Here is a 14,772-nt window from a genome sequence, read left to right on the forward strand (position 1 = left end):
CCATGCATTGGCCGGGCGGCACGAGCGAGGAGGGGGAAGCGTGGGGGAAAACTTGCCGGAGCGAGCAGGGCAGGCCTGCTCGCCGCGCATTGGGCACTGGCGCTGAAGCCTTTACTCAGGCATCGACCAGGGTTCGAGGTCGTAACCCTTGCGGCTCAATTCCTCGCGGGATTGTTCGAGGATGCTCGCCAGTTGTTCCGGGTCGGAATAGGTGCTGCTGGGAATCTTCGAACGGCCGAGAAGACGAGTGTTGGTACGGTCGATCACACTGATGCTGAGTTCGCCGGTGCCGTCTTGCAGAGCCCAGGCAACGCACTGGAAGGGTTTGAATGCACGGCCGGTAATGATCAGTGCTTCGTTGAAACGCAGCGGAGTATTCATGGGAGGGGGTCTCTCCATATTGTGCCCAATGAAGGTGACGGCGCGGCTTCAGACCTTTATTGCACCGTCGTGAATGTGGATGGCGAGACCCGACCGATAAGTCACAGCACGTCGTGAAAAACTAAGTTTTTGTCGCTGAAATGAATGGGTAAGCGATTTTTGTACCGGCTGTTGTGCGTTTTTCTCATGGGGCTGGGTATACAGGGCGCGCTCGGCATTGTCCCGAATCGGGTCCGATTCCTCTCGCGATGTACCGCCCGGGCTCCTGCCAGTATCATCAACGGCCGTTCTAGGTTGCTTACAGCGAGTGTTGCCGTGCCCGTCCTGAGCCGTCTGTTCCGTCCCATCCTTGTGGCCACTTGCATTGCCGTGTTGGCGGGCTGTGGCGCCCAGCCGCTGTCACCGAAACTGCGCTCGGGGCCGGAACGGGTGGAATTGAGCGGTGTCCCGTTCTTCGCCCAGAACGCCTACCAGAGCGCGCCCGCTTCGTTGGCGGCCTTGCTGACCCAGCAGGGTGACGAGGTCACGCCGGGCATGATCGAAAAGGAACTGCAACTGCCGCAGAAGGAAGCGTCCCTCCGCGAGGGGCTGGCGGCGACGGCGCGCAAGCATGGTCTTGTGGTCTATCCACTGGGTAGCCGGATAGACGATCTGCTGGAGCAAGTGGCTGCGGGCAATCCGGTGCTCGTGCATCTGCGCGAAGGGTTCGGCTGGATGCCGTCCTCGCGCTACGCGTTGCTGATCGGTTACGACCGCGCCAACCAGCAGGTGCTGCTGCGTCACGGCCACAAGCGCCGCGCCCTGATGAGCTTTCGTGAGTTCGAGGCGGGTTGGTCGGAGGCAGGTAATTGGGCGGTGCTGGTGCAGGCGCCCAATCAGCTGCCGGCATCGGTGGAGAGGGCTCGTTGGCTGAAGGCGGCCGATGAGCTTGCCGCGGCGGGCCAGGTCAATGCTGCGAAGATGGCGCGCCTGCAGATGCGCTGATCGGTTGCGGCTGAAATGAAAACGGCGCCCTGGGGCGCCGTTTTCATTTGCAGGCGGATCAGACGCCCAGCTTGTCGCGCATGGTGTAGTACCAGGCGCCCATCGCCGTGAAGGGCACGCGGAACACGCGGCCACCCGGGAAGGGGTAGTGCGGCAGGCTGGCGAAAGCATCGAAGCGCTCGGCCTGGCCACGCAGGGTTTCGGCGATCACCTTGCCAGCGATGTGGGTGTAGGTCACGCCGTGGCCGCTGCAGCCCTGGGAGTAGTAGATGTTGTCGCCGATCCGGCCGACCTGGGGCAGGCGCGACAGGGTCAGCAGGAAGTTGCCGGTCCAGGCGAAATCGATCTTCACGTTCTTCAGTTGCGGGAAGGTCTTCAGCATCTTCGGGCGGATGATGGCTTCGATGTTCGCCGGGTCACGGGCGCCGTAAACCACGCCGCCGCCGTAGATCAGGCGCTTGTCGCCGGAAAGACGGTAGTAGTCCAGCAGGTAGTTGCAGTCCTCGACGCAGTAGTCCTGCGGCAGCAGGGACTTGGCCACTTCATCCGACAGTGGTTCGGTGGTGACTACCTGGGTGCCGCAAGGCATGGACTTACTGGCCAGTTCGGGAACCAGGTTGCCCATGTAGGCGTTGCCGGCTACCACCACGAACTTGGTTTTCACACGGCCTTTCGGGGTATGCACCACCGGGTTGGCGCCGCGCTCGATACGGGTCGCAGGGCTTTGCTCGTAAATCACGCCACCCAGGGACTCGATGGCTGCGGCTTCGCCCAGTGCCAGGTTGAGCGGATGGATGTGACCGCCGCTCATGTCCAGCATGCCGCCAATATAGTTGTCGGTCGCCGCCACTTTGCGGATGCCCCTGGCATCCAGCAATTCCAGCTGGTTGTGGCCGAAGCGCTCCCACAGTTTCTTCTGGGATTCCAGGTGCGCCATCTGCTTCTTGGTGAAGGCTGCGAACACGCCGCCATCCTTCAGGTCGCACTGGATGTTGTACTTGCTGATGCGGTCGCGAATGATGCGGCCGCCTTCGAACGCCATGTCAGCCATCAGCTTGGCGTTCTTCGGGTTCGCGGTGCGCTCGATAGCATCGATGTCGCGGCTGTAGCTGTTGACGATCTGGCCGCCGTTACGACCGGATGCGCCGAAGCCCACCTTCGCAGCCTCGAGGACGGTGACTTTGAAACCGTTCTCCAGAAGGAAGAGGGCGGTGGAGAGACCGGTGTAGCCTGCACCAATAATGCAAACGTCAGTTTCGGTCTCGCCTTGCAGTTCAGGGCGTGCCGGTACCGGATTGGCCGAGAACGCGTAATAGGACTGGGGGTAGGGAGTGTGCGTCATAATGGAATCTCTGTTTTTTATTTTTTACAGATGTGGTGATCCTACCTGAGTTGAAACGGGTCGGCTAGCCTCTGTGCAAAATATTCAACGAGGCTCTGAACAGTAAAAAATCCACTTTTTCAGAGAGTTAGCGAAAAAAGGTGTTGACAGGGAAATCTTAGTCCGTAGAATGCGCACCCATCGAAGGCACATAGCTCAGTTGGTTAGAGCACCACCTTGACATGGTGGGGGTCGTTGGTTCGAGTCCAATTGTGCCTACCAAATTCGATAAAAAGGGTCACTCAGGTGACCCTTTTTTATTGGGCGCTTGTCGGGGCTCAGGCTTTCTGCAAGCATCCCGCTCTTCATTACCTCCAGTGACTCTGGTTCGGCTCTGGTTGGCTGCAAGGCTCCTGCTACCGTATGGCGGGCATACCACCGGATCGCGTACTGGCTCATCCCAACCCATGTGGCCTTTGGTAGAGGTCACCACTAGGAGAGGAGGCGCCATGCCCATCATCACTCTTCCTGACGGCAGTCAGCGTACTTTCGATAAACCCGTATCCGTGCTCGAAGTGGCTCAGTCCATTGGCGCGGGCCTGGCCAAGGCAACCCTGGCCGGCAAGGTCAACGGCAAGCTGGTAGATGCTTGTGATCTGATCGAAGACGATGCCTCGCTGCAGATTGTGACCCCCAAGGACGAAGACGGGCTGGAGATCATTCGCCACTCCTGCGCGCACCTGGTCGGCCATGCGGTCAAGCAACTCTATCCGACCGCCAGAATGGTGATCGGTCCGGTCATCGAAGAAGGCTTCTATTACGACATCGCCTTCGAGCGGCCCTTCACGCCGGAAGACATGGCAGCCATCGAAAAGCGTATGGCTGAGCTGATCGAGAAGGACTACGACGTCATCAAGAAGATGACTCCGCGGGCCGAGGTGATCGAGCTGTTCAAGGCGCGTGGCGAGGAATACAAGCTTCGCCTGGTCGATGACATGCCTGACGAGAAGGCCATGGGCCTGTACTTCCATGAGGAGTACGTGGACATGTGCCGTGGCCCGCACGTGCCGAATACTCGCTTCCTCAAAGCATTCAAGCTGACCAAGATTTCTGGCGCCTACTGGCGTGGCGACTCGAAGAACGAGCAACTGCAGCGCGTGTATGGCACTGCCTGGGCTGACAAGAAGCAGCTTGCTGCCTATGTTCAGCGCATTGAAGAGGCCGAAAAGCGTGACCATCGCCGTATTGGCAAGCAGTTGGACCTGTTCCATCTGCAGGAAGAAGCGCCGGGCATGGTGTTCTGGCATCCGAGCGGCTGGACCGTCTATCAGGTGCTTGAGCAGTACATGCGTAAGGTCCAGCGTGACCACGGCTATGTAGAGGTGCGCACTCCCCAGGTCGTCGATCGCATTCTGTGGGAGCGCTCCGGCCACTGGTCGAACTACGCCGAGAACATGTTCACCACTTCGTCGGAAAGCCGTGATTACGCGGTCAAGCCGATGAACTGCCCGTGCCACGTTCAGATCTTCAATCAGGGCCTGAAGTCCTATCGTGATCTGCCGCTGCGTCTGGCGGAGTTCGGCGCCTGCCATCGCAACGAGCCGTCCGGCGCGCTGCACGGCATCATGCGTGTTCGTGGCTTCACCCAGGACGATGCCCACATCTTCTGCACCGAGGATCAGGTTAAGAAGGAAGCGGCTGACTTCATCAAGCTGACCCTGCAGGTCTACAAGGACTTCGGTTTCGTCGATATCTCGATGAAATTGTCCACTCGTCCGGTTAAGCGGGTAGGTTCCGACGAGCTGTGGGATCGTGCCGAAGGTGCGCTGGCAGATGCGCTGAACGAGTCTGGTCTGGAGTGGGAATACCAGCCGGGCGAGGGCGCGTTCTATGGTCCGAAGATCGAATTCACCCTGAAGGATTGCCTTGGCCGTAACTGGCAGTGCGGTACCCTGCAGTACGATCCGAACCTGCCGGAGCGGCTGGATGCCAGCTATATCGCCGAAGATAACAACCGTAAGCGCCCGGTGATGTTGCACCGCGCGATCCTCGGATCCTTCGAGCGCTTCATCGGTATGCTGATCGAGCACTACGCTGGCGCGTTCCCTGCCTGGCTGGCGCCGACCCAGGCGGTGATCATGAATATCACCGACAAGCAGGCCGATTTCGCCGTCGAGGTCGAGAAAACCCTCAACGAAAGCGGGTTCCGTGCCAAGTCCGACTTGAGAAACGAAAAAATCGGCTTTAAAATCCGCGAGCATACTTTGCTCAAGGTTCCCTATCTCTTGGTTATTGGAGACCGGGAGGTTGAGACTCGATCCGTTGCTGTGCGCACCCGCGAGGGTGTCGACCTGGGTTCCATGCCCCTCGAAAGCTTCTCTGAGACGCTCGCACAAGCGGTTTCCCGGCGTGGTCGCCAAGAATTGGAGTAATCACTATTAAGCGTGAAATGAGACAGGACAAGCGGACTCAACCGAAGGCCCCGATCAACGAGAATATCTCGGCTCGTGAGGTGCGGTTGATTGGTGCTGACGGCCAGCAGATTGGCGTCGTCTCGATTGATGAAGCGCTTCGCGCTGCTGAAGAAGCCAAGCTGGATCTGGTAGAGATTTCTGCCGATGCCTTGCCGCCTGTTTGCCGGATCATGGATTACGGCAAGCACCTCTTCGAGAAGAAGAAGCAGGCTGCGGCAGCGAAGAAGAACCAGCACCAGCAGCAGATTAAAGAAATCAAGTTTCGTCCAGGGACGGAAGAAGGGGATTACCAGGTAAAACTACGCAACCTGGTACGTTTCCTTAGTGATGGGGACAAGGCCAAGGTATCCCTGCGATTCCGCGGTCGTGAGATGGCCCACCAGGAGCTGGGTATGGAGCTGTTGAAGCGGGTCGAAGCTGACCTCGCCGAATTCGGCACCGTAGAACAGCATCCTAAGCTGGAAGGACGCCAGCTGATGATGGTCATCGCCCCCAAAAAGCGAAAATAACCCCCAGGGCACTGGCAGGCCTTGCGGTTATATGTATTGATTGAATGCGGAGTATCCGAACATGCCAAAGATGAAAACCAAGAGCGGTGCTGCGAAGCGCTTCAAGAAGACTGCTTCCGGCTTCAAGCACAAGCACGCTTTCAAGAGCCACATCCTGACCAAAATGACTACCAAGCGTAAGCGTCAGCTGCGCGGTTGCACCCAGGTGCACCCGTCTGACGTCCGCAAAGTAGAGCGCATGCTGCGCGTTCGTTAATCGGTCAAGATTCTAGAGGAAATTACTCATGGCTCGTGTTAAGCGTGGCGTCATCGCTCGTAAGCGTCACAAAAAGATTCTGAAACTCGCCAAAGGCTACTACGGTGCACGCAGCCGCGTGTTCCGCGTTGCCAAGCAGGCGGTAATCAAGGCTGGCCAATACGCCTACCGTGACCGCCGTCAGCGCAAGCGTCAGTTCCGCGCTCTGTGGATCGCTCGTATCAACGCTGGTGCTCGTCAGAACGGTCTGTCCTACAGCCGCCTGATCGCTGGCCTGAAAAAAGCGGCCATCGAGATCGACCGTAAGGTTCTGGCCGACCTGGCAGTGAACGAAAAAGCGGCGTTTGCTGCGATTGTCGAGAAAGCTAAGGCCGTTCTGGCTTAAGTCCCCGACAATCACCGGGCTTGCCCGGTGCTAAACGTCACCGATAGGGGAAGGGCCTTGCGCTCTTCCCCTATTTCGTATCTGGAGTCAGTAAATGGAAAATCTGGATGCGCTGGTCTCGCAAGCGCTTGAGGCCGTGCAGCAAACTGAAGACGTGAATGCCCTGGAGCAGATTCGCGTTCACTACCTTGGCAAGAAAGGCGAGCTGACCCAGGTGATGAAGACCCTGGGCGATTTGCCGGCTGAAGAGCGTCCCAAGGTCGGCGCCCTGATCAACGCCGCCAAGGAGCGCGTTCAGGATGCCTTGAACACCCGCAAAGAGTCGCTTGAGCAGGCCGCCCTGACCGCCAAGCTCGCGGCCGAACGTATCGACGTGACCCTGCCGGGTCGCGGTCAGGCCTCCGGTGGCCTGCACCCGGTGACTCGTACCCTGGAGCGGGTCGAGCAGTTCTTCACTCGGATAGGCTACGGCATCGCCGAAGGCCCCGAGGTCGAAGACGACTATCACAACTTCGAAGCGCTCAACATTCCCGGCCACCACCCGGCCCGGGCAATGCACGACACCTTCTACTTCAACGCGAACATGCTGCTGCGTACCCATACTTCTCCGGTACAGGTCCGCACCATGGAGTCGCAGCAGCCGCCGATCCGCATCGTCTGCCCCGGCCGCGTCTACCGCTGTGACTCGGATATCACCCACTCGCCGATGTTCCACCAGGTCGAAGGCCTGCTGGTAGACGAAGGCATCAGCTTCGCCGACCTCAAGGGCACCATCGAAGAGTTCCTGCGCGTGTTCTTCGAGAAGGACCTTGGCGTACGTTTCCGTCCCTCCTTCTTCCCGTTCACCGAGCCGTCGGCCGAAGTCGACATGCAATGCGTGATGTGCTCCGGCAAAGGCTGCCGCGTGTGCAAGCAGACCGGCTGGCTGGAAGTGATGGGCTGCGGCATGGTGCACCCGAACGTGCTGCGCATGTCCGGCATCGATCCGGAGAAGTACCAGGGCTTCGCCTTCGGCATGGGCGTAGAGCGCTTGGCCATGCTGCGCTATGGCGTCAACGACTTGCGCCTGTTCTTCGACAACGACCTGCGCTTCCTCGCGCAATTCCGCTAGGTCGCAGCGTCCGAAACGAATCCAGAGCCTGTTTCAACGCCTTGCGAGCTAGAGCTATGCAAGGCGAAAGCAGGCGAAAAAGCGCAGTTTACGCGTTGTAAATGAGCATTTTGAGCCTGCTTTTAACGCAGCAGAGCCGACGCGCAGCAGGCGTTGAGCAGGCTCTAGGAGAAGAGGATGAAATTCAGTGAACACTGGCTGCGGAGCTGGGTCAGCCCGCAGGTTTCCCGTGATGAGCTGGTCGCTCGTCTGTCCATGGCTGGCCTCGAAGTCGACAGCGTTACTCCGGTAGCGGGTGCCTTCAGCGGTGTGGTCGTGGGCGAGGTGCTGAGCACCGAGCAACACCCGGACGCCGACAAGCTGCGCGTCTGCCAGGTGAGCAATGGCAGTGAGACCCTCCAGGTCGTGTGCGGCGCGCCTAACGTGCGCCCTGGCCTGAAGATTCCTTTCGCTGTGATCGGTGCCGAGCTGCCGGGCGACTTCAAGATCAAGAAGGCCAAGCTGCGTGGCGTTGAGTCCAACGGCATGCTTTGCTCGGCTTCCGAACTCCAGATCAGCGATGACCATGACGGTCTGATGGAGCTGGCTGATGATGCTCCGGTAGGCCAGGACATTCGTGCCTACCTGGGCCTGGATGACGTGATCATCGAACTGGGCCTGACCCCGAACCGCGGCGATTGCCTGAGCATGTCCGGCCTGGCCCGTGAAGTGGGTGCGCTCTACGCTGCCCCGGTGACTCGTCCGCAAGTTCCCGCCGTTGCACCCGCCCATGACGAAGTCCGTCCGGTCGAAGTGACCGCTCCGGCTGCGTGCCCGCGCTACCTCGGTCGCGTGATCCGCAATGTCGACCTGTCCCGCCCGACTCCGCTGTGGATGGTCGAGCGCCTGCGTCGTTCCGAAGTGCGTTCCATCGATGCTGCCGTCGACATCACCAACTACGTGATGCTCGAACTCGGCCAGCCCATGCACGCCTTCGATCTCGCCGAAATCAATGGCGGCATCCGTGTGCGCATGGCGGAGGAGGGCGAGAAACTCGTCCTGCTCGACGGTCAGGAAGTCAGCCTGCGCGCCGACACCCTGGTCATCGCCGACCACACTCGCGCCCTGGCCATCGCCGGCGTCATGGGTGGTGAGCACAGCGGCGTCAGCGACAAGACTCGTGACCTGTTCCTCGAAGCGGCGTTCTTCGACACCATCGCCGTTGCCGGCAAGGCCCGTTCCTATGGCCTGCACACCGACTCGTCTCATCGCTTCGAGCGTGGCGTGGACTTCCAGTTGGCTCGCGAAGCCATGGAGCGTGCCACTGGCCTGCTGCTGGATATCGTCGGCGGCGAAGCGGGTCCGATCATCGAAGCGGCCAGCCAGGAAAGCCTGCCGAATGTGGCTCCGGTTACCCTGCGTGCCGAGCGCATCACCCAGATGCTGGGTATGGAAATGGACGCTGCCGAAATCGAGCGTCTGCTTACCGCGCTGGATCTGAAGGTCACCGCCGAAGGTGCCGGCCAGTGGCGTGTTGAAGTGCCGAGTCACCGCTTCGACATCAGCTTGGAAGTGGATCTGATCGAAGAGCTGGGCCGCCTCTACGGTTACAACCGCCTGCCGGTTCGCTACCCGCAAGCCCGTCTGGCTCCGCGTGCGCGTGCCGAAGGTGCTGTTGAACTGCCGGCACTGCGCCGCCTGCTCGTAGCCCGTGGTTACCACGAAGCCATCACCTACAGCTTCATCGATCCGAAGTTGTTCGAGCTGTTCAACCCGGGCGTGAAGCCGCTGATGCTGGCCAACCCCATCTCCGCGGATATGGCTGCCATGCGTTCTTCGCTGTGGCCGGGTCTGGTGAGTGCGTTGCAGCACAACCTCAACCGTCAGCAATCCCGTGTTCGCCTGTTCGAAAGCGGTCTGCGTTTCGTGGGTCAACTCGAAGGCCTGAAACAGGAACCCATGCTCGCAGGTGTGATCTGTGGTTCCCGTCTGCCGGTAAGCTGGGCCAACGGCCGTGACGCCGTCGACTTCTATGATGCCAAGGCAGATGTAGAAGCCATCCTCGGTGCCGCTGGCGACCTGGGCGCCTTTAGCTTCGTGCCGGGTGAGCATCCTGCCCTGCATCCGGGCCAGACCGCCCGCATCGAAAGAGAAGGGCGCCTGGTAGGTTTCCTTGGTGCGCTGCATCCGGAACTCGCCAAGGCCCTGGACCTGGATCAGCCGGTCTACATGTTCGAGCTGGTACTGGCTGAAGTGATGCAAGGCAAGCTGCCGAAGTTCAGCGAGCTGTCGCGCTTCCCTGAAGTGCGCCGCGACCTTGCCCTGCTGGTGGATCGCGACGTTGCCGCCGAGTCGGTACTCGCCACCATCCGTGAGGCTGCGGGTGAATGGCTCACTGACCTCAGGCTATTTGACGTGTATCACGGTAAAGGCATTGATCCGCTTAGAAAAAGCTTGGCGGTCGGCTTGACCTGGCAGCATCCATCGCGCACTCTTACTGACGATGAGGTGAACAACACAACGCAAAACATCGTCACCTCGCTGGAAGACAGGTTCAATGCCACGTTAAGGAAGTAGCGTATGGGGGCTCTGACGAAAGCTGAGATGGCTGAACGTCTTTATGAAGAGCTTGGCCTGAATAAACGGGAAGCCAAGGAATTGGTGGAGCTGTTCTTCGAGGAAATCCGTCAGGCGCTGGAGCACAACGAACAGGTGAAGTTGTCCGGGTTCGGCAATTTCGACTTGCGCGATAAGCGTCAGCGGCCTGGCCGAAACCCGAAGACAGGAGAGGAAATCCCGATCACGGCTCGCCGTGTGGTCACTTTCCGTCCAGGGCAGAAACTCAAAGCCAGGGTCGAAGCTTATGCTGGAACCAAGTCATAACGACGAGCTGCCGCCCATTCCAGGCAAGCGATACTTCACTATTGGCGAAGTTAGTGAACTCTGCGCGGTCAAGCCCCACGTGCTGCGTTACTGGGAGCAGGAATTTCCCCAGCTCAACCCAGTAAAGCGGCGCGGGAACAGGCGTTACTACCAGCGTCAGGATGTGCTGATGATTCGGCAGATCCGCGCACTGTTATACGACCAAGGCTTTACCATCGGCGGGGCGCGCCAGCGCCTCTCCGGGGACGAAGCCAAGGAAGACACCACTCAGTACAAGCAGCTCATCCGCCAGATGATCGCCGAGCTCGAGGACGTCCTCCATGTGTTGCGGAAGTGAATTTTTTTGAAAAAAACCTTCCACAATTCAAAAGCTTAAAGTATAGTTCGCTCCGCTTCCGGTGATCCGGAGCGAGCTACAAAACGTCGGGGCGTAGCGCAGCCTGGTAGCGCACTTGCATGGGGTGCAAGGGGTCGAGTGTTCGAATCACTCCGTCCCGACCATATTCAGAGAAAGGCCGGTTCAGAAATGAACCGGCCTTTTTCGTTTCTGCATTTGCCCCACCGAAGAAAATGCCCCACCAGCCCCTCCACTTCGAATGGTTTGACCGTACGGAGAGCCTCTCGATTGGCACTGGCGAGAGGTGGCAATTGTGTGATGCGTAGACCTGTGTACACACGCGCGAGGTGTAGCTCTGCCGCCCTTCCTCACTTGAGTGCATCAGTTGTAGGGCTCGGCCTGCACGTCGCAGGTCCAGTTCGGTTGGCGCCGCAGGTTGACGATCTGCAGCAGAGCGCCCAGGACGGCCACGCCGCCCGCGCAGGCGGCCAGGGTCCAGGTAGGCATCTGCAACAGCAGCACGAAGCCGCCCGCTGCTGCACCGATGGCGCTGCCTAGGTAGAGCGCTGATTCGTTCAGTGCAATGGCCAGGTTGCCGTCGCCCTGGGTCTGGCGCGCCAAGATGAGTTCATTGTTCTGCGGCACCTGCAGGGCCCAGCCAACGGCTCCCCAGGCAACGATGGGCAGCATCACCAGCCAGGTTCCGAGCGCGGCCGACAGTGGCAGCACGAACAGCGATACGGCAAGGATCAGCATGATGGTGAAGGTCAGGACCGGTCCTTTGATGCGATCCACCAGGGGACCGACCAGGAAGCTACCCAGTACGCCGCCGATTCCCCAGACCCAGAGGTATGGTGTGACCGAGCGCACCGCGCCATAGGCGGGGTCAGCCAGCAGCGGGGCGATAAAGGTGTACATGCCGAGGCTGGCGATGGCTGCCAGCAGGGACACCAGCAGGATGACTAGTACATGACCATCGCCGAGGATCGCCAGCTTTTGGCCCAGGGTACTGGCGGTGGCGGCTGGCAGTGCCGGGAGCTTCAGCAGCAGACCGAGGAAAGCCACCAGGCCGAGCACGGTGACCAGCCACAGGGCGGTCTGCCAGCCCATCTGCTCGGCTACCAGCAGGCTGAGCGGCATGCCCAGCACCACGCCGCTGGCCATGCCGCCCATGATGATGGCGATGGCCTTGCCACGGCGTTCCGGCGTGGACACCGCGGCCGAGGCGCCGATGCCCATGGCCAGGTAGACGCCGGCACCGATGCCAGCAACGGCACGCCAGACCATCAGCGTGGTGAAGTTCTCGGCCAGCGCGCTGGCGGCGTTGGCGATGACGAACAGGCCGAGGGCCAGCAGCAGGCCGGTGCGTTGGCGATGCGCCGGGGTGAGGGCCACGAAGATAGGCGAGCCCAGGCCGTATGCAAGGGTGAAGGCGGTCACCAGTTGGGCCGCCACCGCCACGGACACCGCGAACGAGGCTTCGATCATCGGGATCAGGCCGGCGGTGACGTAGGAGGCCATCCCGAGGGCAAATGCCCCTAGCGCTATGAGGTAGATGGGGGATTGGTTAGGTGTGTGCATGCTCAGACTCGTTTGCGCTCCATTGGAGGCAGGTTGGTGGAAGAACTGAGGGATGCGGCCCCGAGGCGGGGCCACATCTGGTTGGGGACTAGAGTTCGAGGCTGACGTCGTACTCGCTCAGCTGAGACCGACCACCAGATCCGTGCCCATGCGCTCATTCAGGGGCGAGACGCCACCGAGCATCTGCTCCCGGACTACCGGGTGCTGGGACATCCCGAGGTAGTGGTTGCTGCACCAGACGATGACGGGTTCGTGGTCGCGGCCTTCCAGTTTGGCCAGTGGGTATTGGCCGCAGATGCGGCTGAGGGTGGTGAAGGTGCGGTACTGGTTGGAGGACTTCAATGTCTCCAGTTGTTCGCGAAGAAGTGCTTGATACATCCCTTTATCTCCTTAGCAAGTTGATGACACGTCGATGTGTGCTTCCTCATCAAGTAAGTGCTCTGGCGTGCGAGTTTGCGGCCAGGCCGGGGTATTCTTCTCGGGATTTATAGGGGTTACAATTTGACTGTTTATGCTGTTACTAGAGGTAATCGGATGAGCGCGCCCCGAACACTTGAACGCACCCGGGTAGAGTTGGCCGAATTCCTGCGTAGCCGCCGCGAGCGCATCTCGCCGGAGGAGGTGGGGCTACCTGCCGGTTGCCGCAGACGCACGCCAGGGCTGCGTCGAGAGGAGGTGGCTGCTTTGGCGGGGGTGGGTTTGTCCTGGTACACCTGGCTCGAACAAGGGCGGGACATCAGCGTGTCCTCCAACTTCCTCGACAATCTCTCCCGTGCCCTCAAGCTGGATGCCACCGAGCGTCGTCATCTGTTCCTGCTGGCCCACCAGCGTTTGCCGGCGGAGCCTGGACGGACCTGGTGCGTGGTGCCGCCGCTGATCCATCGGCTGATGGCGGATATACCGACGCGCCCGGCCTATGTGCTCAACCTGCGCTGGGACGTGCTGGCTTGGAACACCGCGGCGGACCGGGTCTTCGGTTTCTCCGCGATACCGGCTGACCGCCGCAACTTGCTCTGGATGCTATTCACCAGCCCGGGCATGCAAGCGTTGTTCAACCCCTGGCAGGAGCAGGCGCTGCAGATCCTCTCCAGTTTCCGTCGGGACTTCGTACGGGCAACCCAGGATCCGGAAATCGCCGCACTGGTAAAGGACCTCGCCAAGGTTTCGCCCGATTTCAGGGACTGGTGGCAACAGCAGGATATTCATGGCCCGTGCCAGGGAATCCGCAACCTGTGCATCGATTCGATTGGTCAGATGGTGTTCGAGCACACCACACTGACCATCGACGAGGATCGCCACCTGCGCCTGGTCTACTACGCGGCCAAAGAGGGCAGGCCGGAAAGCAGAGCCTTCGAGCAGTGGCTGCAGCAGGTGCCGACCCTGGTGTAGGGGCGGGCGACTGCTCAGCCAATCGCCGGCCGGAGCCGGCGTCCCAGTCGCCAGGACATGCTGCTGCCCCGCACCACAGCGGAGAGTTCGAATCACTCCGTCCCGACCATATTCAGAGAATGCGTAATTTGGCCACGCACGGACTTAGACGCAAAGTGAGTAATGCCGGTTTACTGCGTGTTCATCATTCATTGGTGAAGTCAGCGCTTCCAGTCTTTCTGCGGACAATGGGCGAGCGCTTGATGGGGAGTCGAAAATGCTCGAAACCGAAGACATGCCCCTGACCACTGGCGCATGCCCGATCTTCATCGGCTGGGATGTCGGTGGCTGGAACTGCGACAAGAACCCCGCCAGTCGCGACGCCCTGGTGGTGATTGATTCCCAGCGCCAGATCCAGGGAAAGCCCTGGCGCGGCAATCTGCGCAGATGCATCAACCAGTCAGGCAATACATCAGAGTTCATTGCCAAGCTTCTTGAGCTGTGTGAGCTGGATTCCACCGGCTTCATCGATACGCCCGTGGTGTTGGCTATTGATACGCCCCTTGGATTCTCCGGCGCCTTCATTGATCTGATCATGCAGGGTAGGGCGACCGGCCCGATCGAGAACTCTTCTAGCAACCCTTATCTGTTCCGACACACCGAGCGCTTCCTCTTCGAGCGGGGGCTTAGCCCGCTCTCGGCAGTCAAGGACATGATCGGTAGCCAGGCGACCAAGGGCATGCATGTGCTCGCGCGGTTTGCGCCCTACATCGAGCGCTGTGGCGTGTGGACGGACAACCAGCATCTACGCGTCATCGAGGCCTACCCAGCCTCTGGAAAGCGCTCGACAGTGATGCGGGATCTGCTGCAATTCTATGGCCGTCCGCCGCACCTGGGGCATGTCGATCAGTGGGATGCGTTGGCCTGTGCCCTGATCGCCTGGATATTCCACTTGCACCCGGAATTGCTCGCGAAGCCTTGTGCAGATGCGCCCAAAAGAGAGGGCTGGATCTTTGTTCCTGCCGATGGGCTCGCCGCCCAGTCCGAATAGTAGTCGCGTGCCGGCGTAATACCGGCCGCATTTCTCGGTGGGGAAGAATTACTCCAGTCGCGCCCTCAGATACTCCGCCGTCTCTGCATCCGTGCAGTACACGTAACCCCCCCTTCATCGACCACTCGCACCGGATTGGTGTTCGCCACGTA

14 protein-coding genes, 2 tRNA genes and 1 pseudogene are annotated in these 14,772 nt (G+C 60.1%); 13 read left to right on the top strand and 4 right to left on the bottom strand.

What is annotated here, in order from left to right:
* Positions 1-111 precede the first annotated feature (111 nt).
* Positions 112-381, bottom strand: coding sequence for a hypothetical protein (locus MnOB_RS20265; protein ID WP_077526025.1), 270 nt, complete (start codon positions 379-381; stop codon positions 112-114).
* Between the two features lie 315 nt (positions 382-696).
* Between MnOB_RS20265 and MnOB_RS20270 the strand changes: the two genes are divergently transcribed.
* Positions 697-1,365: a PA2778 family cysteine peptidase gene (locus tag MnOB_RS20270; RefSeq protein WP_077526026.1), complete on the top strand. Its 669-nt coding sequence runs from the start codon at positions 697-699 to the stop codon at positions 1,363-1,365.
* Between the two features lie 58 nt (positions 1,366-1,423).
* Here the strand turns inward: MnOB_RS20270 and MnOB_RS20275 are convergent, their stop codons facing one another.
* Entirely contained in the window at positions 1,424-2,707 is a 1,284-nt protein-coding gene (locus tag MnOB_RS20275; protein ID WP_077526027.1) for an NAD(P)/FAD-dependent oxidoreductase, read from the bottom strand.
* A 184-nt stretch (positions 2,708-2,891) separates the two neighbouring features.
* On the opposite strand from MnOB_RS20275, the gene MnOB_RS20280 reads away from it, so the two are divergent.
* The 10 genes from MnOB_RS20280 to MnOB_RS20325 all read left to right on the top strand — a co-directional run bounded on the left by MnOB_RS20280 (position 2,892) and on the right by MnOB_RS20325 (position 10,784).
* Positions 2,892-2,968, top strand: a tRNA-Val gene (locus tag MnOB_RS20280).
* A gap of 227 nt (positions 2,969-3,195) precedes the next feature.
* Positions 3,196-5,118, top strand: a complete 1,923-nt coding sequence (gene thrS / locus MnOB_RS20285; protein WP_077526028.1) for a threonine--tRNA ligase — start codon at positions 3,196-3,198, stop codon at positions 5,116-5,118.
* Complete coding sequence (gene infC / locus MnOB_RS20290; RefSeq protein WP_199824563.1) at positions 5,118-5,669, top strand: translation initiation factor IF-3; 552 nt, start codon at positions 5,118-5,120, stop codon at positions 5,667-5,669. The genes thrS and infC overlap by 1 nt, the downstream gene beginning before the upstream one ends.
* 61 nt (positions 5,670-5,730) lie before the next feature.
* Positions 5,731-5,925, top strand: a complete 195-nt coding sequence (gene rpmI / locus MnOB_RS20295; protein WP_069084432.1) for a 50S ribosomal protein L35 — start codon at positions 5,731-5,733, stop codon at positions 5,923-5,925.
* A 28-nt stretch (positions 5,926-5,953) separates the two neighbouring features.
* Complete coding sequence (gene rplT / locus MnOB_RS20300) at positions 5,954-6,310, top strand: 50S ribosomal protein L20 (protein WP_016493508.1); 357 nt, start codon at positions 5,954-5,956, stop codon at positions 6,308-6,310.
* A gap of 94 nt (positions 6,311-6,404) precedes the next feature.
* The gene (pheS, locus tag MnOB_RS20305; RefSeq protein WP_077526030.1) at positions 6,405-7,421 is read left to right on the top strand and encodes a phenylalanine--tRNA ligase subunit alpha; all 1,017 of its coding nucleotides are present in this window, start codon (positions 6,405-6,407) and stop codon (positions 7,419-7,421) included.
* A gap of 177 nt (positions 7,422-7,598) precedes the next feature.
* Positions 7,599-9,977: a phenylalanine--tRNA ligase subunit beta gene (pheT, locus tag MnOB_RS20310; RefSeq protein WP_077526031.1), complete on the top strand. Its 2,379-nt coding sequence runs from the start codon at positions 7,599-7,601 to the stop codon at positions 9,975-9,977.
* A gap of 3 nt (positions 9,978-9,980) precedes the next feature.
* Positions 9,981-10,283, top strand: coding sequence for an integration host factor subunit alpha (ihfA, locus tag MnOB_RS20315; RefSeq protein WP_003282572.1), 303 nt, complete (start codon positions 9,981-9,983; stop codon positions 10,281-10,283).
* On the top strand, positions 10,264-10,620 hold the full coding sequence (locus MnOB_RS20320) for a MerR family transcriptional regulator (RefSeq protein WP_016493505.1): 357 nt from the start codon (positions 10,264-10,266) through the stop codon (positions 10,618-10,620). The genes ihfA and MnOB_RS20320 overlap by 20 nt, the downstream gene beginning before the upstream one ends.
* 87 nt (positions 10,621-10,707) lie before the next feature.
* Positions 10,708-10,784, top strand: a tRNA-Pro gene (locus tag MnOB_RS20325).
* Between the two features lie 217 nt (positions 10,785-11,001).
* Here the strand turns inward: MnOB_RS20325 and MnOB_RS20330 are convergent.
* Together MnOB_RS20330 and MnOB_RS20335 are read right to left on the bottom strand one after the other, a co-directional pair.
* Positions 11,002-12,201 carry an MFS transporter gene (locus MnOB_RS20330; protein ID WP_077526032.1) on the bottom strand — a complete coding sequence of 400 codons (1,200 nt, stop codon included), beginning with the start codon at positions 12,199-12,201 and terminating at the stop codon, positions 11,002-11,004.
* Positions 12,202-12,381: 180 nt separating this feature from the next.
* Positions 12,382-12,579, bottom strand: a pseudogene (locus MnOB_RS20335) (5-aminolevulinate synthase); the annotation flags it as partial.
* A 156-nt stretch (positions 12,580-12,735) separates the two neighbouring features.
* Between MnOB_RS20335 and MnOB_RS20340 the strand changes: the two are divergent.
* Positions 12,736-13,590, top strand: coding sequence for a helix-turn-helix transcriptional regulator (locus MnOB_RS20340; RefSeq protein WP_077526033.1), 855 nt, complete (start codon positions 12,736-12,738; stop codon positions 13,588-13,590).
* A 256-nt stretch (positions 13,591-13,846) separates the two neighbouring features.
* On the top strand, positions 13,847-14,620 hold the full coding sequence (locus MnOB_RS20345) for a hypothetical protein (protein WP_234358303.1): 774 nt from the start codon (positions 13,847-13,849) through the stop codon (positions 14,618-14,620).
* Positions 14,621-14,772: the final 152 nt, after the last annotated feature.

This window comes from Metapseudomonas resinovorans (genome assembly GCF_002003485.1).
GTDB lineage: Bacteria > Pseudomonadota > Gammaproteobacteria > Pseudomonadales > Pseudomonadaceae > Metapseudomonas > Metapseudomonas resinovorans_D.